Annotated in this window: 17 protein-coding genes; 6 read left to right on the top strand and 11 right to left on the bottom strand. The window is 43.4% G+C overall.

Annotated features, from left to right (window positions below):
- Window positions 1–3: 3 nt before the first annotated feature.
- From ABMY45_RS04970 to ABMY45_RS04955, 4 genes are all read right to left on the bottom strand, one after another.
- Window positions 4–744: a ferredoxin--NADP reductase gene (locus tag ABMY45_RS04970; RefSeq protein WP_349288515.1), complete on the bottom strand. Its 741-nt coding sequence runs from the start codon at window positions 742–744 to the stop codon at window positions 4–6.
- A 69-nt stretch (window positions 745–813) separates the two neighbouring features.
- On the bottom strand, window positions 814–1,779 hold the full coding sequence (locus ABMY45_RS04965) for a hypothetical protein (RefSeq protein WP_010603720.1): 966 nt from the start codon (window positions 1,777–1,779) through the stop codon (window positions 814–816).
- Between the two features lie 193 nt (window positions 1,780–1,972).
- Window positions 1,973–2,674 (bottom strand): purine-nucleoside phosphorylase, encoded by a 702-nt coding sequence (gene deoD / locus ABMY45_RS04960; protein WP_102058407.1) that lies wholly within the window; start codon window positions 2,672–2,674, stop codon window positions 1,973–1,975.
- Between the two features lie 14 nt (window positions 2,675–2,688).
- Window positions 2,689–3,900 carry a phosphopentomutase gene (locus ABMY45_RS04955; protein ID WP_206472489.1) on the bottom strand — a complete coding sequence of 404 codons (1,212 nt, stop codon included), beginning with the start codon at window positions 3,898–3,900 and terminating at the stop codon, window positions 2,689–2,691.
- A gap of 308 nt (window positions 3,901–4,208) precedes the next feature.
- On the opposite strand from ABMY45_RS04955, the gene udk reads away from it, so the two are divergent.
- Entirely contained in the window at window positions 4,209–4,838 is a 630-nt protein-coding gene (gene udk / locus ABMY45_RS04950) for a uridine kinase (RefSeq protein WP_010603723.1), read from the top strand.
- Window positions 4,839–4,850: 12 nt separating this feature from the next.
- On the top strand, window positions 4,851–6,074 hold the full coding sequence (locus ABMY45_RS04945) for a NupC/NupG family nucleoside CNT transporter (RefSeq protein ID WP_010369948.1): 1,224 nt from the start codon (window positions 4,851–4,853) through the stop codon (window positions 6,072–6,074).
- A 171-nt stretch (window positions 6,075–6,245) separates the two neighbouring features.
- On the opposite strand, the gene ABMY45_RS04940 is transcribed toward ABMY45_RS04945, so the two are convergent.
- Window positions 6,246–7,130: a DMT family transporter gene (locus ABMY45_RS04940; protein WP_010603724.1), complete on the bottom strand. Its 885-nt coding sequence runs from the start codon at window positions 7,128–7,130 to the stop codon at window positions 6,246–6,248.
- A gap of 140 nt (window positions 7,131–7,270) precedes the next feature.
- Here ABMY45_RS04940 and ABMY45_RS04935 point away from each other — a divergent pair, with 140 nt between their 5' ends.
- Window positions 7,271–8,260, top strand: a complete 990-nt coding sequence (locus ABMY45_RS04935) for a hypothetical protein (RefSeq protein ID WP_206472491.1) — start codon at window positions 7,271–7,273, stop codon at window positions 8,258–8,260.
- Between the two features lie 874 nt (window positions 8,261–9,134).
- On the opposite strand, the gene ABMY45_RS04930 is transcribed toward ABMY45_RS04935, so the two are convergent.
- From ABMY45_RS04930 to ABMY45_RS04915, 4 genes are all read right to left on the bottom strand, one after another.
- Window positions 9,135–9,386: a DUF2999 family protein gene (locus ABMY45_RS04930; protein WP_010369956.1), complete on the bottom strand. Its 252-nt coding sequence runs from the start codon at window positions 9,384–9,386 to the stop codon at window positions 9,135–9,137.
- 8 nt (window positions 9,387–9,394) lie between these two features.
- Window positions 9,395–10,594: an RsmB/NOP family class I SAM-dependent RNA methyltransferase gene (locus tag ABMY45_RS04925; RefSeq protein ID WP_349288514.1), complete on the bottom strand. Its 1,200-nt coding sequence runs from the start codon at window positions 10,592–10,594 to the stop codon at window positions 9,395–9,397.
- 154 nt (window positions 10,595–10,748) lie between these two features.
- Complete coding sequence (locus ABMY45_RS04920) at window positions 10,749–12,302, bottom strand: hypothetical protein (protein ID WP_227387703.1); 1,554 nt, start codon at window positions 12,300–12,302, stop codon at window positions 10,749–10,751.
- Between the two features lie 1,116 nt (window positions 12,303–13,418).
- Complete coding sequence (locus tag ABMY45_RS04915) at window positions 13,419–14,858, bottom strand: chitinase (RefSeq protein ID WP_349288513.1); 1,440 nt, start codon at window positions 14,856–14,858, stop codon at window positions 13,419–13,421.
- A 215-nt stretch (window positions 14,859–15,073) separates the two neighbouring features.
- Here ABMY45_RS04915 and ABMY45_RS04910 point away from each other — a divergent pair, with 215 nt between their 5' ends.
- From ABMY45_RS04910 to ABMY45_RS04900, 3 genes are read left to right on the top strand one after another with little or no spacing between them, the layout of a single operon-like run.
- A complete protein-coding gene (locus ABMY45_RS04910; RefSeq protein WP_102058401.1) occupies window positions 15,074–15,631 on the top strand; it encodes a GNAT family N-acetyltransferase in 558 nt (185 codons plus the stop codon).
- A 1-nt stretch (window position 15,632) separates the two neighbouring features.
- Window positions 15,633–16,967 (top strand): FAD-dependent oxidoreductase, encoded by a 1,335-nt coding sequence (locus ABMY45_RS04905; protein WP_349288512.1) that lies wholly within the window; start codon window positions 15,633–15,635, stop codon window positions 16,965–16,967.
- Window positions 16,967–17,482 carry a GNAT family N-acetyltransferase gene (locus tag ABMY45_RS04900; protein ID WP_010603732.1) on the top strand — a complete coding sequence of 172 codons (516 nt, stop codon included), beginning with the start codon at window positions 16,967–16,969 and terminating at the stop codon, window positions 17,480–17,482. The genes ABMY45_RS04905 and ABMY45_RS04900 overlap by 1 nt, the downstream gene beginning before the upstream one ends.
- Here ABMY45_RS04900 and ABMY45_RS04895 read toward each other — a convergent pair.
- Both ABMY45_RS04895 and ABMY45_RS04890 read right to left on the bottom strand, forming a co-directional pair.
- Window positions 17,463–18,446: an HD domain-containing phosphohydrolase gene (locus ABMY45_RS04895; protein ID WP_017217673.1), complete on the bottom strand. Its 984-nt coding sequence runs from the start codon at window positions 18,444–18,446 to the stop codon at window positions 17,463–17,465. The genes ABMY45_RS04900 and ABMY45_RS04895 overlap by 20 nt on opposite strands.
- Window positions 18,446–21,646 (bottom strand): MHYT domain-containing protein, encoded by a 3,201-nt coding sequence (locus ABMY45_RS04890; RefSeq protein WP_349288511.1) that lies wholly within the window; start codon window positions 21,644–21,646, stop codon window positions 18,446–18,448. The genes ABMY45_RS04895 and ABMY45_RS04890 overlap by 1 nt, the downstream gene beginning before the upstream one ends.
- Between the last annotated feature and the right edge of the window lie 111 nt (window positions 21,647–21,757).

Below are 21,757 nucleotides of genomic sequence, written 5' to 3'. Positions count from 1 at the left end.
GGTTCACCAATATTGCTCAACGGTGATCTGTCCAGGTTTGGCTCGCCTGTGGCGTTCATATCCCATACTCTGCAACTGAGCACTTAATTGTTTCACCATTTCGGGGTTACCACAGAGCATAAAATGGCTACTATCAGGAAACTGCTTATAGCCTAGGTGAGTTAATAATTGCTTATTTTCTATCAGTTCGGTGACACGGCCCTGACAACCGAGCTCTGGTTTTTCCCGTGTGACGAGCGGCACATAAGTAAAGCCGTCTCTTTGTTGTTGTAACTGTTCGAGCTGTTCACGGTAACACAAGTCTGCATTTAGGCGTACACCATGAATAAGGATCACCCGCTTAACCTTCTGCCATACTTCGCCTTCTCTGAGCATAGACAAAAATGGGCCTACCGCCGTACCTGTACTTATCATCCAAAGCGTATCGCAAGGTGGTAGCTCATCTAGTGTAAAAAAACCGTTTGCTTGGTAAGTTACATCGAGCTCATCACCGACTTGTAGCTGATGTAAAGGCACAGAAAGGTTTCCGTCGGGTACTTCGACTAACAATACTTCATGAATTGGTTCTGACGGCGGGTTTACAAAAGAATATGCTCGCGCAATGCGCTTTCCCCCTTGTTGCAAACTCAATTTAGTATATTGACCAGCCTTAAACGGTGCGATATCCGCTTCAAATTTGATACTAAATAATGTGGGCGTCCAATGTGTGATTTCGACGATTTCTCCTTTTACCCATTGCGACATTATTTCTCCAAAACTCACAAGCCGTATTTATTTAACGATAACATAACCATGGCAAAAAAATTGGCTTTGTCAAAGTTTCGGGCACCAGTGTTTTCCCAATTCAACAGGAAGCGGATCTCTGACGATGACCTGTGAAGTGACTTTCGGCAGCGACAGATTAAACTTGTCGATATGCGCATTCACCATGGACGCATATCCTGCATTCGCAGCGCCTAGCGAATAGGCTTTCATTGTTGTCGACACGGTTAAGGCTTGTTTGTTTTGCTCTAGCTGTTGTACCAGCTCCCTTAACCAACCAAGGTAAAGCTGATTATCTTCTATTAGGGCAGGTTCCGCTGCAATATTAGCAAGCGCTTTGCGATAGCTGGAGAAGTCTGAGTTAAGTACGTATATCCCAAGACTATTGATTGATACCTGCTTCACAGCTCTATAGTTTTCATCTTCTGCGTAATGGATCGCCGCATCAACAAAGTAGCTCAGCGCCTCATCGGTTTCGCCCATTGCAAATGTTGCATTGCCAAGCGCAGTTAACAGCCCTGCTTGCATAAAGCTTGGTAACATTTCTCTATCCACGCTTTTTAAGAGATTGTAGCCAATCGCGGGTTGTTCAAGGCGCGTGTACGCAATCGCGATGTTCACTTTAAGTGCAGACTTATGCTGGAAGCTGGCTGGAGCGTTCATTGCACATCGATAATGCCAGATAGCTTGTTCATTCTGGTTACGGCGACGATAGCCAACACCAATATTAGTCAGAATCTTCGCCCTGTCTTCGTCCGCCAAAGTCTTAAAGGGTGGTGCTTTAAGCGTATCTAGCGCTTTAATAAAAATGGCATTATTAAATGTACTGGCACTCGCTCTAATCGCAAGATAATGAAGTTGATATAAATCTTGAACTGGAAGATCCTCCCGAGCAATCGCGTTTTGGTATACCTTAAGCGCTTCATCTGGCGCGTTTTTAACCAGAGATTCAAATGCATCTAAGTCAACTTCGGCATTCGCCATCAACGCAAAAAAGCCCAGAGCAAGAATCGTCATCACCTAACACCAATACCTTATCATTAGAAAACTCTACCACCTTTGTGTACTTTAAACTAGTCGAAGGAATTTTGGATGGGCCAAGATCAAAAAAAAAGCCGCTTCAAGCGGCTTTTTTGGGTGTGATTCGCGTTGTTTTAGGCGTGTCTCCAAAACTCTGCGATTACGTTACCAAGGAACTTTTCAAATCGTATTAAATTGACTCTAGCGCAATTTTAACCATTTCATTGAACGTGCTTTGACGTTCTTCTGGTGGCGTTGCCTCACCAGTAATAACATGATCACTTACTGTGAATAGTGCCATCGCTTTTGCACCATATTCAGCCGCTACACCGTATAAACCAGCTGTTTCCATATCAACAGCCATTACGCCTAGCTTGTCTAATTCTCTATAAAATTCGCCATCGGCTTGATAGAAAGTATCTGTAGTGAAAACATTACCAACTTTTGCTTCAATACCTAAACGGCGAGCAGCGTTTACGCCATTTTCTAATAAACCAAAATCAGCAATTGCAGCGAAGTCATAGCCACGTACACGAGCACGATTCACATTTGAGTCTGTGCTTGCGCCTTGTGCAAAGATCACATCGCGGATCTTGATGTCTTGACTAATACCACCACATGTACCGATGCGGATCAGGTTCTTAACACCAAAGCTAACAATAAGCTCACGAGCGTAGATTGACATAGATGGAATACCCATGCCTGAACCCATAATGCTAACTGGCTTACCATTGTAAGTACCAGTAAAACCAAACATGTTGCGAACGTCAGTTACCTGACGAGCATCTTCCAAAAAGTTTTCTGCAATGTATTTTGCTCTTAGTGGATCGCCCGGCATTAATACCGTTTCTGCAAAATCACCTGGCTTTGCGCTAATGTGTGGAGTGCTCATATTGTTTCCTTTAGTTAGGCTTTTATCTCGGCCTTAAAGCCTTCACCGTACTGCGTTGCATCTAAATCAAACCACTGGGCAAGCGTTTGACCTATGTCAGCAAAACTTTGTCTTTCTCCTAACGGAGTATTGTTCATACCCGGTGTATACGCCAATACAGGCACGTACTCTCGCGTATGATCTGTGCCTTCTGCGGTTGGGTCACAACCATGGTCGGCAGTCACTAAAAGCAAGTCATCAGCTTTTAGTTTGGCAATAATTTCAGGTAAAAATGCGTCAAACTCAGCAAGTGCTTCTGCATATCCCACTGCATTTCTGCGGTGACCAAACTTTTCATCGAAGTCGACTAAGTTGGTGAAGATAAGACTATGGTCTGGTGCTGTGTCCATCACTTCGCTTGTCTTTGCTAGCAGATTCAAAAGACCAGGCGCTTTGTGCTTTTGCGTGATCCCTTGATGCGCATAAATATCTGCAATTTTACCAATACTAATTACTTCGCCACCGTCATTGGCTAGCTTATCTAGCACAGTCGGCGAAGGCGGTAATACCGAATAGTCTCGGCGGTTACCAGTACGAATAAAGTCGGCACTTGAAGTGCCTATAAATGGCCGCGCAATCACTCGTCCTATATTCATTTCATCAAGCAGTGCCCGTGCGATTTCACATACTTGATAAAGCTTGTCAAGTCCGAACGATTGTTCATGAGCGGCTATTTGAAAGACGCTATCAACTGAGGTGTAGCAAATCGGCTTACCGCTTTGCATGTGTTCTTCACCCAGCTGTTCTAAAATCGTTGTGCCCGACGCGTAACAGTTACCCAAAATACCTGGGATGTCTGCACGTTTGCACAACTCATCTATAAATTCTTGTGGGAAGCATGGGTTAGTATTTGGGAAGTAACCCCACTCAAACAATACTGGCACCCCAGCCATTTCCCAGTGGCCAGACGGCGTATCTTTACCACTCGATAATTCTTTTGCATATCCCCAAGCAGCACTTGGCTCTATGGTTTGCGCCACGGCGCAGGTTTCTTTACCTGCAGCTTCACATGCTGCAATAAGGCCTAGTTTAGAAAGATTAGGTAAGCCTAACGCTTGTCCTTTTTCTTCTTTATACGCCTGTAATAAATGAGCGAGAGTATTCGCGCCTACGTCACCAAACTTTTCTGCGTCCGGTGCTGCGCCAATGCCTAGGCTATCCGCCATTAAAATGATTGCTCTTGCCATAGATACCTCTCTATACTGCTCAGGCTGTTATTTATTCTTAAATACATGGTTACCTTAAGCGTTGGTTACTTTATGTTTGGTTAAAAAAATCGTACAGGACATAAGTCCGCTGTCATAAAATAGTCACAAAATTCACGAAAAGCTGCGATCTTGCTAATTTGGCTCTGTCGCCCTTAAGCGGACATAAGTCCTGTTTTGAGTCCGCTAAACCCGTTAAATTTGCTCATTAAGCGAGGCAAAAGAGATTAATCGTGTCTTTTTTGCTATTGTGATCTTCCAACATAAACAACTGCTGGGTGTGAACTTTAGTGACACGAACTATTATAGCCATAGCTGGCGCATCTGCGTCTGGTAAGTCTCTTTTTAGTCAAACGATCTACAACGAATTAGTGAATGAGCTTGCCTCAGGCACTATCGCGGTAATCGAAGAGGACGCCTATTATAAAGATCAATCGCATTTACCTATAGAGCATCGTACTCAAACGAATTATGATCATCCTGATGCGTTTGAACACGAGTTGTTACGCGAGCATTTAACTAAGCTTCGCCTAGGTGAATCCGTAGAGGTTCCTACCTACGATTACGGACAGCATACACGTAGTGATAAAACCCGAATAGTAAACCCTGCTAAGATACTAATCGTCGAGGGTATATTACTACTGAGCGATCCTGCATTAAGTGAAGAGTTTGATATCAAGGTGTTCATTGATACACCTTTGGATATTTGTTTGCTGCGTCGCATGCAAAGAGATATAGAGCACAGAGGAAGAAGTCTGTCATCTGTGGTAGAACAATATCAGGCGACGGTAAGACCGATGTTTTATCAGTTTATCGAGCCATCCAAGCATAATGCCGACTTGGTTGTGACCCGTGGCGGTATGAATCGCGTTGCGATTGATATTATTAAAAGTAAAATAAAATATTTGCTACAAGAATAACGGGAAATTGGCATGACAACAATTATGAGCTTAGTGGGCATGATGATGCTCCTAGGCGTAGCATTTGCGTGTTCGACAAATCGCAGTGCTATTAATAAGCGTACCGTAGGCGTTGCATTTTTACTGCAAGTCCTTATTGGTGGCTTTGTACTCTTTATTGAAGCGGGTAAAAATGTATTAGCTTCAATGTCTAGCGCGGTTGCCAAAGTGATTAGCTATGCTAATGACGGTATCGGTTTCTTGTTCGGGCCATTAGCCAAACAAGACTCGCTAGGGTTTATCTTTGCGATTCAGGTATTACCAGTGATCGTGTTCTTCTCAGCGCTCGTTGCTGTGTTGTATCACCTTGGTATTATGAACTGGATCATTAAAATTTTGGGTGGTGGCTTGCAAAAGTTACTACAAACGTCACGACCAGAGTCGCTTTCAGCTACGGCAAATATTTTTGTCGGCCAAACGGAAGCCCCTTTGATCGTAAAACCGTTTATTCCAAAAATGACGCAATCAGAGTTGTTTGCAGTTATGGTGGGCGGTTTGGCGACGGTGGCAGGCTCTGTTATGGCGGGCTATGTGGCGATTGGTGTTGAGCTTAAATACCTCATTGCCGCGAGCTTTATGGCAGCTCCTGGTGGTTTCTTAATGGCAAAAATGATTGTACCAGAAACCGAGAAGCCACACGAAAACCTATCTGATGTAGATAGTGGTGATGATAAACCAGTAAACGTAATTGATGCGGCAGCATCTGGTGCATCAAGCGGTATGCACTTGGCACTGAACGTAGGTGCAATGCTACTTGCGTTTGTGGCACTTATTGCGCTACTAAACGGTTTACTAGGCAGTATTGGTGGAATTTTTGATTACCCAACACTGACGCTACAAGAAATTTTAGGCTACGTCTTTGCCCCTGTTGCTTGGCTACTTGGGGTACCTTGGTCGGAAGCCGTGACGGCAGGTAGTTTTATCGGCCAAAAATTGGTAGTTAACGAGTTTGTTGCCTACCTAGATTATATGAATTATCGCGATACGTTGAGCACGCACACTCAAGCGATTGTCACATTTGCTTTATGTGGATTTGCTAACTTATCGTCGATTGCCATCTTACTAGGCGGACTTGGTGGTATGGCCCCAAGTCGTAGAAAGGATATCGCTCGCCTAGGGCTCAGAGCAGTGTTAGCAGGGTCTATGGCTAACCTCATGAGTGCAGCAATTGCAGGTTTCTTCCTCTCGCTAGCTTAGAAACTTATTGAGATAAGCCGCAGTTGCAAAACAATTGGTTGGTTGCTTTAAGGGGTTAAAGTGACCACACTAACTTGAACGATACTTCACCAAAGGGCCTTTTAGGCCCTTTTATCGTTTCTGAGAAACGCTTTTTTGACAGCACCATGTTGAGGGGCCGTCACTTCTCACCTACAGCTCCTTCATCGCTTTTGGTGGAAATATCTTTTCTTGTAACCCAGTTACTAAACTGACTCCAAGCAAAACTAAAATACTGCCAAGGATTGTGTTAGCACCTATTTGCTCTTGCAAAAAGAGATGTCCCCATAAAATCCCAAACACAGGAATTAAAAAGGTAACAGATAAAGCAGACGCAGCGCCGAGATCTTCGACTAACTTAAAATAGAGAATATAGGCAACGCCTGTACATAATATGCCAAGCCCAACCACCGCACTTATCACCGTAGAGTCAGGCGTTTCTCTCATTGGCATAAACCAAATAAAAGGCAATACCAATAGCGCAGAGCCCCATAAGTTCCCATGGGCATGATTGAATGCGCTCATTTTTGGTGCCGTTTTGGTGTAATGAGAGGCCACCGCATAGCTCAGAGTCGCACACAGGGTTGCAATAATAGGTAACCATGCACCCTCGTCCAATACAGTGCTATCCAACCCGACTAGTGTGATAACACCTGCAATCCCAAATCCACATCCTAGCCACACCGACTTTTGAGTCGGCACTTTTAACCAAAACACACTGATTAACACCCCCCAAAATGGTGCGGTTGAATTTAAAATTGAGAGCATGGAAGCATCAAGCGTTTGCACGGCATAAGCGAATAACATAAAAGGTAACGCTGAGTTAAACAGTCCGAGGATTAAAAAGTGCTTTTTGTACTGCCAAAAATGTAAATTACGCTTTAATACTAAAGCAACCGCGGCGAGCGTTAACGCACCAAATAAGACTCGAAATTCAATGAGTACAGCAGGACCAAGGACACCGGCAGCCACCTTCATAAATAAAAATGAGCCACCCCAAATTGCGGCAAGTAACACTAAACCAAGAAACCCTTTCACTCCATACTCCAAGGTTAATATTAATGGAGCTTTACCTTACGCCGATATATAAATACAGCACAAGCCATTTTTGGTACTGTCATTAGGATGTGTTTAACTTTCTTTGAGAAAGAGGGAAAGGCTAAAACTTAAGGTATAGAATGAGACTCGCTTTTTACGCAATGATAGTCGCTTTGCTTATCCTCACAGGATGTAGCAAAAGGCAGACTCTAGAGCCAACAGAGCAAATACAATTGACTCAGTTGCCGGTTAGTCTCGCCCAACTTTCAAATGACGCGGCGCTAACCTTATTACTCATTGACGATCATTTGCTACAAGTATGGGATAACCAAAGCCAACAGTTGATTAAACAAATTGAAGGAAGTAAATACCAACTTACTTTTCGCGATGCTTTAATAGCGCCGAGCAAGCGCAGTATTCTGAGTATTTCAGACACCCAACTTAACATCTGGCAATTACACTCAAACGAAGTTGTCAGTTATCCATTACCTGAACTTGACTCATTCATTCGCGTTACCAAGGCTCTGTGGTCCAGTGACGAGCAGTTTATCGCCCTTGGCTACAATGACGGCAGCATACTACTTTTGAGTTTAGATGAGCAGATCATCACCAGAATAAACCTTCATGAAAGTAGCATTACACATTTGATTTTTAACCGGAGTTTAACCTCGCTCTACTCAGCTTCTTTAGACGGCCACGCTAAAAAGCTTGAGTTAACTAGTAAAGAAGTCACTGTAGATTATGAGCTGCCTCATCGTATTACCAGTTTGGCATTATCACAAAATGAAAACTGGCTGTTCGTATCAGACGCCCTGCAAGACCAAAAATTCATTGATACGCGCACAGGTCAAGCAGTGTTATCTCTATCCTATCCTCAGCGCTTCAAGTTTTTTCGTAGTGCGCAATTCGTCGCTGACGACAAATTTCTGCTAACCACCTCTTCCAAGGAATATATATCGTTATGGGAATTAACGTCGGGAAAAGAGATTGTCAGTTGGCCAATTGCACAACTGAATTTGGGCAGCACCGTTTATGATGTACACATCTCCGATAGCAATATGCTCACGACGATAAGTTCAGATGGAGTACTAGAAAAGTGGGCCTTAACACCTATATTGTTTGATTATTAGAGACAAAAAAAGGTAGCATTCATCGATATTAAAAAATAATAAATACATCTATGGATCACGCAAATTTTGACAATCAATCGCACTGTTTAAATTGTCACACTCAACTTGTTGGCGAGTACTGCTCAGGTTGCGGACAGAAAAAAGCCTCAAGACTGACCTTTAAACACTTACGCATTTTGCTTCAAAGCGCACTGCTTGAACTCGAATCCCCTTTTTTTAAGTTGCTTTTTGGATTATTACTTAGACCTTTTAAGACTATTCTTGGATATTTGAATGGGCAGAGAAGCCGCTTTGGTAATCCCTTCAAGTTTAGTTTTATTCTACTCACCGTGATCGTGCTTGCCTCACATCTACTTGAAATCAGTTTCATATCCAGCAGTCAACTTTTGGAATCGAAAGATCAGCTCAAATGGCAATCTGAAATCGCACTTTATGAGGCAACTCATGTTTATCGCGTCTTTATCCTGGCATTTTTACTCGGATTAGCCTCTAAGCTAGTGTATCGCTCTGTGCCCTACACAATGCTGGAGTACGCTATAGGACACCTACTCATTCTAACCTTAAGCGTCCTGCTATTCTCAATTCCACTAATGCTTGGTATCTTCGGCGAGCAGCTTTACGCAATTTTTTCGCTCTTATTTTCTGGTTTGTACAGCATAATACTTAACTATAAAATGGCGGAACATGAGTTGGTAAAGTGGAGAAATTGGGGTAAGGCAGTCCTAGCCTATGCAATAGGCTCGTCACTATTTTCTTTTATTCTCACATTTTTATTTGGGGTATACAGTGGTTTTACTCACAAAATTTGATCTGTATGTGAGTTATTTAGCTAGGGCTAGACAAGCCTGAGTTTGTCTAGCCCTAGCCATTAATGTTACTGTTTTAGCTGTGCTTTTGCAGCCTCAACCTTTTCAAAATCAAGACCTAATTCGTTAACTGCTTCTTTGATCAATGCAGGATTTTGCATTACCAAGCCCATCAACTGTTGAAGCTTTTCGGGTGGAATTCCTAGTTGCTGAATAGTCGCCATCGCCATCATTGGATTTTCAGTCAGCTGGGTAAATACCGCTTGGATCTGTTCATCCGAAATATTGTGCTCTTTAAGTAATGCAATGATTGGGTTCATCTTGTTTCCTAACTATTTTTTACTAATCGTGCGGCGTAAAAACCGTCAAATTCTGAATTTACTCCTGGAAGTAAACGTAGTGAGTCTTCTATCTGCCAATTGGGGTTATTTGCCAAAAAGCGTTCAACCTGCTGCTCATTTTCAGAAGGAAGAATTGAACAAGTTGCATACACCAGTTTGCCGCCCACCTTACACATTTGACTGTAACGCGCTAGAATATTGGTTTGCAAAGCAATAAGTGTGTCTAAATTTTGCGAATTCAAGTGCCACTTTGCATCTGGATTCCGCTTTAATACACCCAGACCAGAGCACGGCACATCCAATAGCACGCGATCAAACTTCTCTTTTTGGCGCTTAATGGTTTTATTGTTTTGAATAACGCGCGTTTCAGCAACATGCACACCAGCACGTTTCGCTCGTTGTTTCAGCGTTTCAAGCTTATGTTCATGGATATCCATAGACAACAAGCGACCTTTATTCTCCATTAGCGCCGCTATATGCAAACTCTTACCACCAGCGCCTGCACAGGCATCAACCACTTTATGACCGGGCTGTATTTCTAAAAAAGGCACGATTTGCTGAGAACCTGCATCTTGCATTTCAAACCAACCCGCCTGAAATGCTTGAGAGCGGAACAGATGGCTATTGGACTCAACTTTTAGCGCGACATGAGAATCAAGCGCAACCTGTGAAACCTTGATCCCTTCTTTTGCCAGAGAATCTGTTACTGTCGCAATATCGCTTTTTAGGCTATTGACTCGCAAATATTGTTGAGCACTTTGATTTAGCGCGGATGCAACCGCAGGCCACTGCTCACCCAGTTGCTCATTCGCAACCTCGTTTAACCAATCTGGTAAAGATAAGCGAACAGCTTGAGGCGCCTGCTCAATTAAGCTTTGCAGCTTTTCCAGATTATAACGCTCGGTATCCACCCACTCTGGAAGCGGCTGCGCTGTAACAACTTGGCAAGTTAACCAGTAGCCAAAGCCATCTAGCGGCATTTCTTCATGCTCAAGTAGGTAAGCCAGTAACCGTTTAAAGCGGAAGATATGGTAATAGTTACTCACCACATACTGCCTTTCATCAAGGCTCCACTGAGGGTTGTTCTGTAGTAATTGAGTTAATGCTTTATCGGCATGAAGAGAAGTATCTAGCACATGTTCAATGCACTCAGACAGAGTTTGGACTAACGAGCGAGTTACAGACACGATATGGTCTCGATTATTGCTAAAACACTATTTTAGCGCGCATACCAAGGGGCTTCAATTGGAGTTTATGATATTAGCTGAAATTAAGGTAATGAATCGAAGTACACAACAATATGCGACTTCGATTCATTTTTACATTATTACAGCGAGTCGATTATCGGCTTAAATATCCAATACGGTTGAGCTCATCAGCTCGGTGACGCAATGGGTCCTGAATACGGCACATCCCCTGCCCTTGTTCAATAAACTTAGCGAGCGTCTCGTTTCCTTGATAGCCGCCAGAATCATTACAAGAGTCTGGTAGTAGTCTTGTTTTTAACACCTGAGGGTCAAAAGTGCTCACACCCGTTTCAGTAGCAAGCTTGACCTGCTCATTTATCGCGTATGATGTTGCAACTGGTGTTGTCCAAGAGGAGCCATACAAGGCTTGCTCTACACCATAGCGCATACCAAGTACATCAGGTTCCATTTTAGGCGTACTATTTTTTGCCGTGCTGTCGTATGGGTCATAGCCGACATTAATATACAAATCTATGCTTTCATTGCCCACAAAACTGTCTGGCTGCTCTATATAAACCTGTTGCCACTCAGATTTTCCAAATGGCTGAATTGTCGTGTTTTTTGCTGAAGTTGAATACTGATAAACCCGAATTCGATTGCTAAATTGCATGAGATCCAAGTCATCATTGCTTGTCACAGCATCAATGTTACCAGCATGAAATGCAAGCGCGCTGGGTGAGCTAAATATTGCCTCATAAACAGGCTTCAAAGCATATAAAAACTCTGTAGCTTTTGCGTTATTCAGCTCTCCCGAACACGCATTCTGCTGCCATGCGATATACACATCTTGCAGCGTAAAGCCGCCCGAATAGTTAATAAATTCAACTTCGTTCGCTTCAATAATATCAGCAGTTAACGAGCTTGCTGCACTGGTCATGAAACGAGAAAATTCACTGACATCTTGCGCACAGAGCGCGTTTTTATGCTGAATAAAAGGTGAGAAAGACTCAGTATCAATAGCAACAAACTCTGCCTCAGGGTTATGCTGAGCAAGATAACCAAATACCTTAGTGCCGTGACTATTAAAATTACGCTTCGTGACTCTATCTGCTTTATCAGCAGGCACTACTGCCCTATATTTAATAGCGAGATCAGATAACCACGCGGCGGGTAGAAATGCAGGCTGCGGAGAGTCAAATTTTTCATTCGTAAAGGTAAACTGATTGACCTCTGTTAATAGTTTAACTCCCAGCTTTGAAAGGTTTACCTCTGGATTATCCGCGATAAAAGTTTTGGATTGAGGGTCATATTTAAACGCAGCCTTGACTCGAGAGCGGTATCTAAGCGCCGTATGAAAGTCCATTCCATAATCTAAAACTAGCAATGTTTGCGATGATTTTGTCCGAGATTGATCAAACACACCATCATTAAACTTTACATTAACGATATCGCACATTTCATGGGTCGCTGTCGTATCTGTACAGTTTATGCCTTGCGAGGTCATTACTTCGATTGCATCTGCGACGTACTGTTTGCCCTGCTGTTCAATTGCGTCCATAAACACACTGGGATCGGGCTCAACTATAACTGGATCTGGTGGCGGTTTAATTGGATCCGGTATAGGATCATTTGAATCACTCCCTCCACCGCAACCAGAAATAAATAACAAAGACGAAACGGCAAATAAAGTACCTGTTATTTTAACCATAAAACCTATCCTTAGAATGGTGCTCGATACATTATATTTTGCCTACTAAGCAAAATATTCAACCATAACAAATTAACAAAAATTTTCTTAGAGACTATATCATGGATTGTCAAACAGGCACTATAACGTAACAAATTAGTACAAAGTCCTAATTAGCTACTCAGGACGGGAGCGAACTGTAAATTGACGAGTATTGGGCTTTTATGATCTGATTGAGCATCGCAATTTTTTAGGTCGTTACAATGAGCATCATTGCACATTTAGGCTGGATTGAAGACCCTAGAACTGATGTTAATATTAAAGAACCTGATGTAATGGTCTTGTCAACATATTAACTTTGATTGCCATATTTAGTGGCGCTGACGGATGGAAATCAATTCAAAAGTTTGGTGAGCTGCAACTGGATTGGCTAAGGCATCATTGTTCCTTTGAAAATGACATTCCAAAACGTCATTGTGTTGCTAATATAATCAGAGCATTAGATGCAGATACTTTACTCGAGGCACTGTTAAAATGGATTAATTCTCGTCGAGAAGCACCTCAAAAGCCACACATAGCAATTGATAGATGCTTCGAGGATGCTGGAAAGACAATGTGTACAATGCGCTAAATGTGGTTAGTGCATTTGATGTTGATAATGGGCTAGCCTTATTTCAACAAGTTGCGCAACATCAAGGTAAAAAGACCGTTTAGCTGCGAAACGAAGAAGAACAGATTGGAAAGGTGATTTTAGGACGGAGTTACTCTTTGGTTAATCTGTGAGCAAAAGGGAATCCCATCCTAGCACCTTAGCCACAACGAAGTTACATATAAAAAACAACAAAATGTACATCAATAAAAACTCAATTAAGCGAAACAAAGAACAAATTTGGGAATTTTTTTCAAAAACTTGAAAAACACAACATACAGTTTTTTAAATATTAAAAACTATAAAAAAACCAAAAACCATCAAAAAACAATTAATAAAAACAAAAAATTAAATAAATAACAATAAAATTTCAGTAGTAATAAGACGGGGTGTTTTTAAAAAATAAATAGAACTAAAAGTAATACAAGGTGAGTTTTAGGAAAAAATAAATCTATTAAGAATAGAGGCGGGAAACCCGCCAACACTATCTAGTTAACAGCCAACCAAGGGCCAGAGCCATCGGCAGCAGGTATATTGCCTTTAGTCCACCACTTGGCTTCGTAGATCACACCATTGTAGCTCGCTCTATCACCTTTTAAGTAAACCTTGTCGGCATCCCAAGCGGGTACACCGTCAACAGGCGGTTCGGTAGGATTGGTTGGTAAATCATCGACAACTCGTACTTCAGGCCAGCTTGCGTGTGATTGATAAAAGTTTGTCACGCATTTCTCGTAGTCTCCTGGTACAAGCGCTGAATAAGCCGTTTGATACCCCACGAGTTTACACTCAAATGAATATCCTCCGGGGCGATCTGCATAGTAAGCCCAATCACCTTCCCAGTTGGTGTAGAGGACATCAGTTGCGCCGTCAAGATTTAAGCTTCCGTATGGTGTTTGCTGCCAACAGGTGTTTTCTTCATCGGCTTCAATCGTGATGTTGTAATAATGCGAAAGCCCTTCCCAATAACGAATGCGGTTAACGGGCTGGCCCTTGTCTTTATTTTGCGCGCCACACTCAATACCGCCATTGATAATATTAATCGTGGTACCAAAGCCATAACCAATCCCCGCCTCACTTTCACGCAAGGATGGCGTCCAAGTTCTATCAATAACGTGTAACATTGCAGGTTTTGGCGCTTGCGGCGTTAAGAAAAACCAAATTGCAGACGCTAAATTTAGCCAAGAGTCAGCCACTAAGCCCGGATTGTTTAATAACACCGTTGCATCACCGTTAAACATGACTTCACTAAATGCACCATAGTTGAAGTGATATGAAAGCTGCTTAGCGCCTCGGCCAAAATATCCTTGTCCCGCCCCACATGGCCAGCGGCGGTTTTGCCAGTCATTTTGTCCACACCCTGTGGTATAACCAACTTGTCCTTCTGACCAACCCATTTCACGCACATGCACCAAAGCTTGTTGCCATTCTTCTAACCCGAGAGGGTTATCAGAAGTGTTGTCTTTGGCAATATGCCCCCCTGTTTCTTGGGCAAAATGCGCAAAAGCAGTCACAATAGAGCGTTTACAAATTGCATCGGCGTCTCGGCCATCAGTATAGTCGCCGCAAAATGCGGGAAACTTACCAATGGCACGTAAAAAACGCGTGTAGGTGTATTCAAGCGCCGCCATTTGCGTAAGAAATTGCCACTGAGTTTGACCAAATACCCGCTCAGCTCTTTTTACATTATCAGGGTTACTGGCAAGGCCCGGCGAAATTGCCTCTACAACTGTATTATCTCTTGTTTCCAGTGCTTTAGACCAAATAGCATACATAGGGTTGTTGGTTTTCGCGCTCTCGGCATTCTTCAATTCTATTCGAGAAACAATATAACCACTCGGGTTTTGTGGATCGGGCTGCGGACTCATGGCCATTACTTGACTTGCCGTTATGGCAAGCGAAACTGCAGTCGCTAGTTTTAGAGTATTCATACTTTTCCTTTACATGTTGTTGTTAATAATGAGACTCATCAATTCAACAATTATTAACAAAATGACACCGCTGTCAAATTTTGTTCACTTTTTATTCTTACAACATATGTAATAACGTTTACTCAAATCGATGAACCTTAGCGTTTTTGGTACATAATCTAACGTGATATGCTAGTCAAAACGCCTCACAGTAAATAACAACAATAGAGCAGCCTATGAAAATTATTCCTTTACAACCAGAACATTTCGAGCGTGTTATCGCACTTGGTAATCTCGTTCATGGTGATAATTATCTTGATGACGCAAGCATTGAACAAATGCACCAAAAAGGCTGTAAAAACGGTATTAATGCTTCCTTTGTTGCCCTAAACGATGAAGGCGAATTACTCGGTTTTAGAACATCATATAGCGCCGGACAATGGCCTATAGATAGGTGGAGTTCACCGTCTTTGTGGCCTGTTGATCAAAATGATATGGCATATTTTAAATGTATCGCGGTATCACCGAACGCACAGGGCCAAGGTATTGGACCCCAATTACTAAAACACGCAATAACAGCATTAACACAACAAGGCGCGAGAGCTGGCGTTGCACATCTTTGGAAACAAAGCCCAGGTAACGGTGCCGTTAAATACTTCACTAAGGCCGGTGGCAAACTGATTAAAGTCCATGATGATAAGTGGTTAGACGACTGTATCTATCACGGCTATGTCTGTACTATTTGTGGTACTGAATGCCATTGCCAAGCAGCAGAAATGGTATTGGAGTTTTAAGATGTCAGGGTTTGATCCACTCACTCAGCCACATTGCCAAGGCCAAGCTTTTGCCAATAGCTACTGGGCTGCAACCTGCCCTATAGGTACCCCCACCCCTTCGCTAGATAAATCATTACAAGTAGATATCGCTGTGATCGGTGGTGGTTTTACGGGCTTACTTACCGCCTACCATTTGGCAACCACTCATCACCAAAGCGTTGCCCTATTTGAAGCCAATCAAGTTGGCTTTGGCGCGAGCGCGAGAAATGCGGGATTTGTGCTACCAAGTACGGGAAGGCTTGGTTATGCGCAACTGGCCAAAAAGTATGGTCTGGATGTCAGTAAAGCCATATATCAAGAGTACAACAACGCCGTTGCTTTGGTCCGTGAACATATCGACGCCAATCACATTGATTGCAACGTGCAAGCATCTGGCTATTTGAAAGTTGCACACAATCAGCAAGCATTTTCGCTACTAAAAGCGCAGTCCGAATTTCTCACTGCAACCATGGGTAGCAAGAGCCATCAGTTACTGTCTCAGCAACAACTGACCGAAACCTATATGCACAACCAGCAAGGGTTTGGCGCATTGCGATTTGACAACGCGTTTGGTGTTCACCCTTTGAAGCTGTTACTAGGTTACAAGGCTTTAGCACAGCAAGCTGGTGTGCAACTTTATGAAAACAGCCTGGTCACCCGCCACCAGAACCAAAATGGCAACCACCAGCTCGAAGTGAACGGCCACAAAGTCTCAGCAAATAAGGTAGTGATCGCAGCGAATGCCTATGCTCAGCGACAGTTTTCACCGTTAACTCAAGGGCGCTACTTGCCTATTTTAAGTAGTATAATCGTGACTGAACCACTCAGCGATGAGCAACTTGCTGTCAATGGCTTAATGACAGAGCAAGTCGTCATGGATACCAGACGGCTTAAATACTACTATCGTCGCCTTCCCGACAATCGCATTTTGTTCGGTGGACGAGGTGCGGTGTTTGGCCACGATCAGGATAACGCAAAATACCAACACAACTTGCGTTCAGCGCTTAACGATTGCTTTCCTAACCTCAATGCTAAAGTTCATTACTTCTGGAGTGGCTATATTGCCGCCGCACTTGATGATCTCCCCCATATCTACAGTGAAAATAACACTGGATATGTGCTCGGATATTGTGGCTCAGGTGTGGCATTTAGTGCTCAGGCAAGCATTCGTCTTGCTGAAAAATTAATGGGTCATAAAGTGCCTGATTTACCCATCTATACAAAGCCGCTGCCTAAATTTCCAATGCCACAATTAAGAAGAGTGGGCCAACTAGCGTATTACCAATATGCGCAAATAATGGATAAGGTAACGTAATGCCCAACGCCACAATTCGCCCAGCTGTACCCTCTGATGCATTAAAGCTTGCCGCGCTATCGATTCAGGTTTGGCTCGATACCTATGCAGTCCAAGGACTCCGACAAGAATACGCAGAATATGCGCTTTCTACCTTTACAGAAACCTACTTTATATCTTTGCTACAGCAAGAAGAGATCAGCATTTACATCGCAACGCATCAAGGTGCGATACAAGGTTATATTCAAGCTAACCGTCACTCGAGATACCACCAGCAAGATCTTGGCTTTGAAGTAGAGAGACTCTATGTGCTAGGCCGGTTTCAAGGATGTGGGATAGGTCGGCGGTTACTTTCTCATATGGTAGACAAACTTGGCGAGCGGTACTGGCTCTATACTTGGGTCGAGAACGAATCAAATCGATTTTACGAAAAACTGGGCCTGGCGCTGATTGGTAAACACCGTTTTCAATTTCATCAATGGGAAATTGAGAATAATGTCTACCACGCACAGGGGATTAGTCATACTGCGCTTTAATCTTTAGGATTTCTGGTAGGTTTTCATCGAGCAATTCAACTAATTTTGGGTCAAAGTGCTTACCACTTTCAGAATGAATGAAGGCCAATGCCTTTTCGATAGGCCAAGCCTCTTTATATGGGCGCTTTGAAGTAAGCGCATCAAACACGTCCGCAAGCGCACAGATCCGTCCTTCAAGTGAGATTTCTTCCCCTTTTAATCCTTTTGGATAACCGCTTCCATCAAATTTCTCGTGGTGCTCCATCGCCATTAAATATGCAAGCTTGACGAGTTTTGAATCAGAGTCCGCAAGTATGTTTGCACCCAGCTCAGCATGTTGTTTCATCACCTCATATTCTTCGGCATCTAAACGTCCAGGTTTCAGCAAAATGCTGTCGGCAATACCGACCTTGCCAATATCGTGCATCGGGGCGGCGAGCATCAAATCTTCTGCATACGCTTCCGGTAAACCACAAGCTTTAGCAAGCACAAAGCAGTAGCGGCTCATTCTCGCAATATGCTGGCCTGTTTCATTGTCTTTGTATTCCGCCGCCTGACCGAGCCGCTGCATCAGTTCAACGTATGCACTTTTAAGCTCAGTAGCACTGACTAAAGACAAGTGCGTCTTCACTCGCGCTCTAGTTATCGCAGGGCTGATAGGCTTTGTGATGTAATCAACACCACCTAACTCAAAGCCTCGAGCTTCGTCAAACTCTTCACTCAAGGCAGTCACAAAAATCACCGGGATCCTCGCTGTGGTAGGGTCTTCTTTTAATTTGGAGCAGACTTCAAAACCTGTCATTTCAGGCATCATAACATCGAGTAAAATTAAGTTAGGTAGTTCCTTATCTACTAGCTCCAGCGCCAATTTTCCAGACTTTGCAAACTTCATACGATACTGATTACCCAGCGTTTGCTTTAAAATTTGGAGATTCGTTGCTTCATCGTCAACGGCTAGGATCAGAGGCTTGTGGTCATTTATCATTACACATCAGTACTCATTAATTGTGCGAGAATTTCCTCCGCACGTTCAAATTCAAAATCATCCAATGCATGTTTCAACGCCTCTACCTGGCTTCGGTACGTAAGGGGCGCACTCTCTAACAATGCGTCAAGCACATCATCCTCGACTTGCGCCTCATCTATCATCTCTTTTACTTGTGGCAAGTTTTGCTTAAACAAAAAAACGTCGCCCTCACTCAACGCGTTGGTTACAACTTCTTCATCACTCAGTCCAACCACGTCGTCTAGTTTTTCAATAATGAGCGCCATTTTAGCTCTCAAGCGCTCGTCAATTTCCTTCTTACCCTCTATTTGCTCAAGCAGAGCAAAAAGTGTCTCCAACGCCAAGTTTCCAGCAACGCCTTTGATGGTGTGAATATTCTGTAGTACATCATTCGTAAACTGACCTTCGTGGGCAAAAAGCGCTACCACTTCTTCTCTTTTACCATCCCAAAAACGCGCCAATTCTTTTAAAAATCGAGCTTCACTGCCCCACAAATTTATCGCTCTAGCTCTATTTATAAGCTGCTTGTTGCTGGTTTGCCTTACTCCAATCGCCGTATGAGCAATATTGATATTGAGCGTTTCAGCAATAGTGCGAGTTAAATCTTCTATCACCACTGGTTTTGAGGCAAATGCAGCCATCCCTGCAGCTTTTGCAGCCGCTCTATCCTCGCCTAACACACTCGCGGTGAGGGCGATTACCGGTGTCTCTTGTTGCCTATTTTCTCGTTCATATGCTTTGATAGTGCGCGTCGCCTCAAGCCCATCTCCTGCGACCTCTATACTATGACCTTGCTTTTCAAGTAATAAGCTCAACAATTCGGTATTTTGTTGAATATCATCGGCAACCAAGATATTTAGTGGGGGAAGTTCGACATGAACATCTTGCGCTATTGTGAATGCCGCGATTTTCTTAAGAGGCACGGTAAAGTAGAAAGTAGACCCTTTTCCAAGCTCACTGTGAGCCCATATTTTTCCACCCATTAACTCGACTAGCTGGCGACTAATGGTCGTCCCAAGGCCTGTACCACCAAAGCGGCGACTCATGCTCTCATCGGCCTGTTCAAAGGGATTGAAAATTGAATCTAGTCTATCGTTGGCAATCCCTATACCTGTGTCCGCAATTTTAAACAGTACATAATTGTCATGAGAGGACTCAACGCTAAGCTCTACACAACCCTGTGCAGTAAATTTAATGGCATTACCCAATAAATTTACCAATACCTGCCGTAAGCGGTCGGAAGCACCATGATAAGTTTGATGCAAACTGTGACTCATCGTGAGCTCTAGTTTTAAGCCCTTTTTCTTTGCTTGATACCAAAACGTCGATACCACGTTGTCGAGTAGCTCAGAAATACAGAAATCATTCTCAATCAGGTCGAGCTTGCCTTGGTCCAGCTTAGCGGAGTCTAAAATATCGTTAAGCAAGTGCAGTAGCGCCTTTGCACTCGTAAGTATCGTATTTACATGCTTACTTTGATCAGGCTTCAGCTCAGACTCTCTCAGTACTTCACTAAATCCTAAAATGGCATTCATCGGTGTGCGAATTTCATGACTCATGTTCGCTAAAAACGCTTGCTTGGACGCTGCTGCGCTTTCAGCAATGCTTTTTGCACCACGTAGTTCGTCTTCCATGTTCTTGCGCTCGCTAATATCAAGTAATACGCCCGCAATGCCCTCAACTTTACCCGCTTGATCGTATTCAAATGAACCTTTATCCAGCACCCACTTGGTATGGCCTGATTTGTGTAATATTCGATATTCCTGCGAGTAACTCGCTTTGCCGCATTGCAGTGCTTGCTCAACCACATCGTGCGTTAAGCTTTTGTCATCTTCAATAATCAAGCTGGCAAAATGAACTTGCCCAGAAATAAATTCTTCTGCTCGGTAGCCTGTAAGCTGCTCGACAATGGGACTTACGAACGATATCGTCCATTTGCTATCAATCCGGCAACGAAATGCCACGCCAGGCATGTTATTTAGCAGCGTCCGATGACGCGCTTCCTGCTCAATCAGTGCTTCTTCCATTTGCTTTTGCGCTGTTAAGTCAGTGATAAAACCCACATAAAACGCGCTTTGGTCTTTTAACTCAACCTCTCCTATTCCCAGCCGAATAGGTACCAGATGCCCGTGCTTGTGTAGCGCCTTGATTTCACGGCCAACCCCCTTAAATTGTTCAAGGTAAGTGCTGTCGAATGATACTTTCGTTTGCGCTTCTTTAGGTAAAAACACAGCAACATTGCGACCAAGCGTTTCTCGCTCAGACCATCCTAAAATTCGTTCAACTAACGGGTTACAGCTTTTAATGATACCATCACCATTGATAGTGATGATCCCATCAACGGCTGTTTCTAGGATAGCCGCAAGCCTAGATTCATTAGCGGCTTTGTCTGCAGCCACTGAGCGGTACTTGCTCGCGGTATGAATAAGCGCAGATAAAGCGCTAATGATCATACTGACAGCAGCAATAAACAATGCAAGCGATTGAGTATGCTGCTCTTGCATTTCTTGGCTGATAATTGGTGAGTCAGATACAAATTTTGCCGCCTGCATGCCCGTGTAATGCATTCCTGACACCGATGCCCCGAGTGCCAAAGCGCCTAGCCATCTTACAACACTGATATTGTTATCACTGACATAATCACGCAGTTTACTTCTCGCTTGAATTGCGATGAAGGCAAGTGACACAGCGACAACAATTGATAAACCAAAAAGTGCGGGGTCGTAACCCAGCATAGGGCCAAGCTGCATGGCTTCCATACCGCTATAGTGCATGGTGCCAATGCCCGCCCCCAAAATGACCGCGGCGAGCCCCTTTACTGCAAGTGTGACATTTGGTCGAGTTATCAAATCAAACGAAACCCAACAACCTAAGAAAGCGGGGAAGATGGACGCCGCAGTAAGCCAAGGATCGTAGTCCACTTCAACACAAAGTGAGAACGCTAACATGCCAATGAAGTGCATACTCCAAATACCACCAGCCATGGCCACAGCACCGCCAAATTTTGCGAGTCGATTTATACGGCTATTTTGGTTTTGCTCAGCAAAGTCGATCTGGATAAGCGTAAAAAATGAGGCGATAACAGCCACAAGCACAGATAACGCTACAAGCGTAGCATCATAAGTTCCGTTGAGTAGCAACTCTGGTGCGGGATCGGTTACAAAAAACGTATTTAACATAGCAACACGGATAGTAAGATATTCCTAGAGTCTAGCTTTCTAGGACTGAGTTTGACAGAAAAAATCGCTGTTAAAACAAGATTTCAGGATAAATTCATGTTTAATGTGGGC

Source organism: Pseudoalteromonas sp. XMcav11-Q (assembly GCF_040104525.1).
In the GTDB taxonomy this organism is placed as follows: domain Bacteria; phylum Pseudomonadota; class Gammaproteobacteria; order Enterobacterales; family Alteromonadaceae; genus Pseudoalteromonas.
Note: the sequence above shows the minus strand (reverse complement) of the source record. Positions and strands in the feature narration are given on the sequence as shown.

Bases quoted from the DNA above. Each gene is read 5' to 3' on its own strand.
- ABMY45_RS04970 (WP_349288515.1), bottom strand. From the start codon at position 744: ATGTCGCAATGGGTAAAAGGAGAAATCGTCGAAATCACACATTGGACG.
- ABMY45_RS04965 (WP_010603720.1), bottom strand. From the start codon at position 1,779: ATGACGATTCTTGCTCTGGGCTTTTTTGCGTTGATGGCGAATGCCGAA.
- deoD (WP_102058407.1), bottom strand. From the start codon at position 2,674: ATGAGCACTCCACACATTAGCGCAAAGCCAGGTGATTTTGCAGAAACG.
- ABMY45_RS04955 (WP_206472489.1), bottom strand. From the start codon at position 3,900: ATGGCAAGAGCAATCATTTTAATGGCGGATAGCCTAGGCATTGGCGCA.
- ABMY45_RS04945 (WP_010369948.1), top strand. From the start codon at position 4,851: ATGACAACAATTATGAGCTTAGTGGGCATGATGATGCTCCTAGGCGTA.
- ABMY45_RS04935 (WP_206472491.1), top strand. From the start codon at position 7,271: ATGAGACTCGCTTTTTACGCAATGATAGTCGCTTTGCTTATCCTCACA.
- ABMY45_RS04930 (WP_010369956.1), bottom strand. From the start codon at position 9,386: ATGAACCCAATCATTGCATTACTTAAAGAGCACAATATTTCGGATGAA.
- ABMY45_RS04920 (WP_227387703.1), bottom strand. From the start codon at position 12,302: ATGGTTAAAATAACAGGTACTTTATTTGCCGTTTCGTCTTTGTTATTT.
- ABMY45_RS04915 (WP_349288513.1), bottom strand. From the start codon at position 14,858: ATGAATACTCTAAAACTAGCGACTGCAGTTTCGCTTGCCATAACGGCA.
- ABMY45_RS04910 (WP_102058401.1), top strand. From the start codon at position 15,074: ATGAAAATTATTCCTTTACAACCAGAACATTTCGAGCGTGTTATCGCA.
- ABMY45_RS04905 (WP_349288512.1), top strand. From the start codon at position 15,633: ATGTCAGGGTTTGATCCACTCACTCAGCCACATTGCCAAGGCCAAGCT.
- ABMY45_RS04900 (WP_010603732.1), top strand. From the start codon at position 16,967: ATGCCCAACGCCACAATTCGCCCAGCTGTACCCTCTGATGCATTAAAG.
- ABMY45_RS04895 (WP_017217673.1), bottom strand. From the start codon at position 18,446: ATGATAAATGACCACAAGCCTCTGATCCTAGCCGTTGACGATGAAGCA.
- ABMY45_RS04890 (WP_349288511.1), bottom strand. From the start codon at position 21,646: ATGTTAAATACGTTTTTTGTAACCGATCCCGCACCAGAGTTGCTACTC.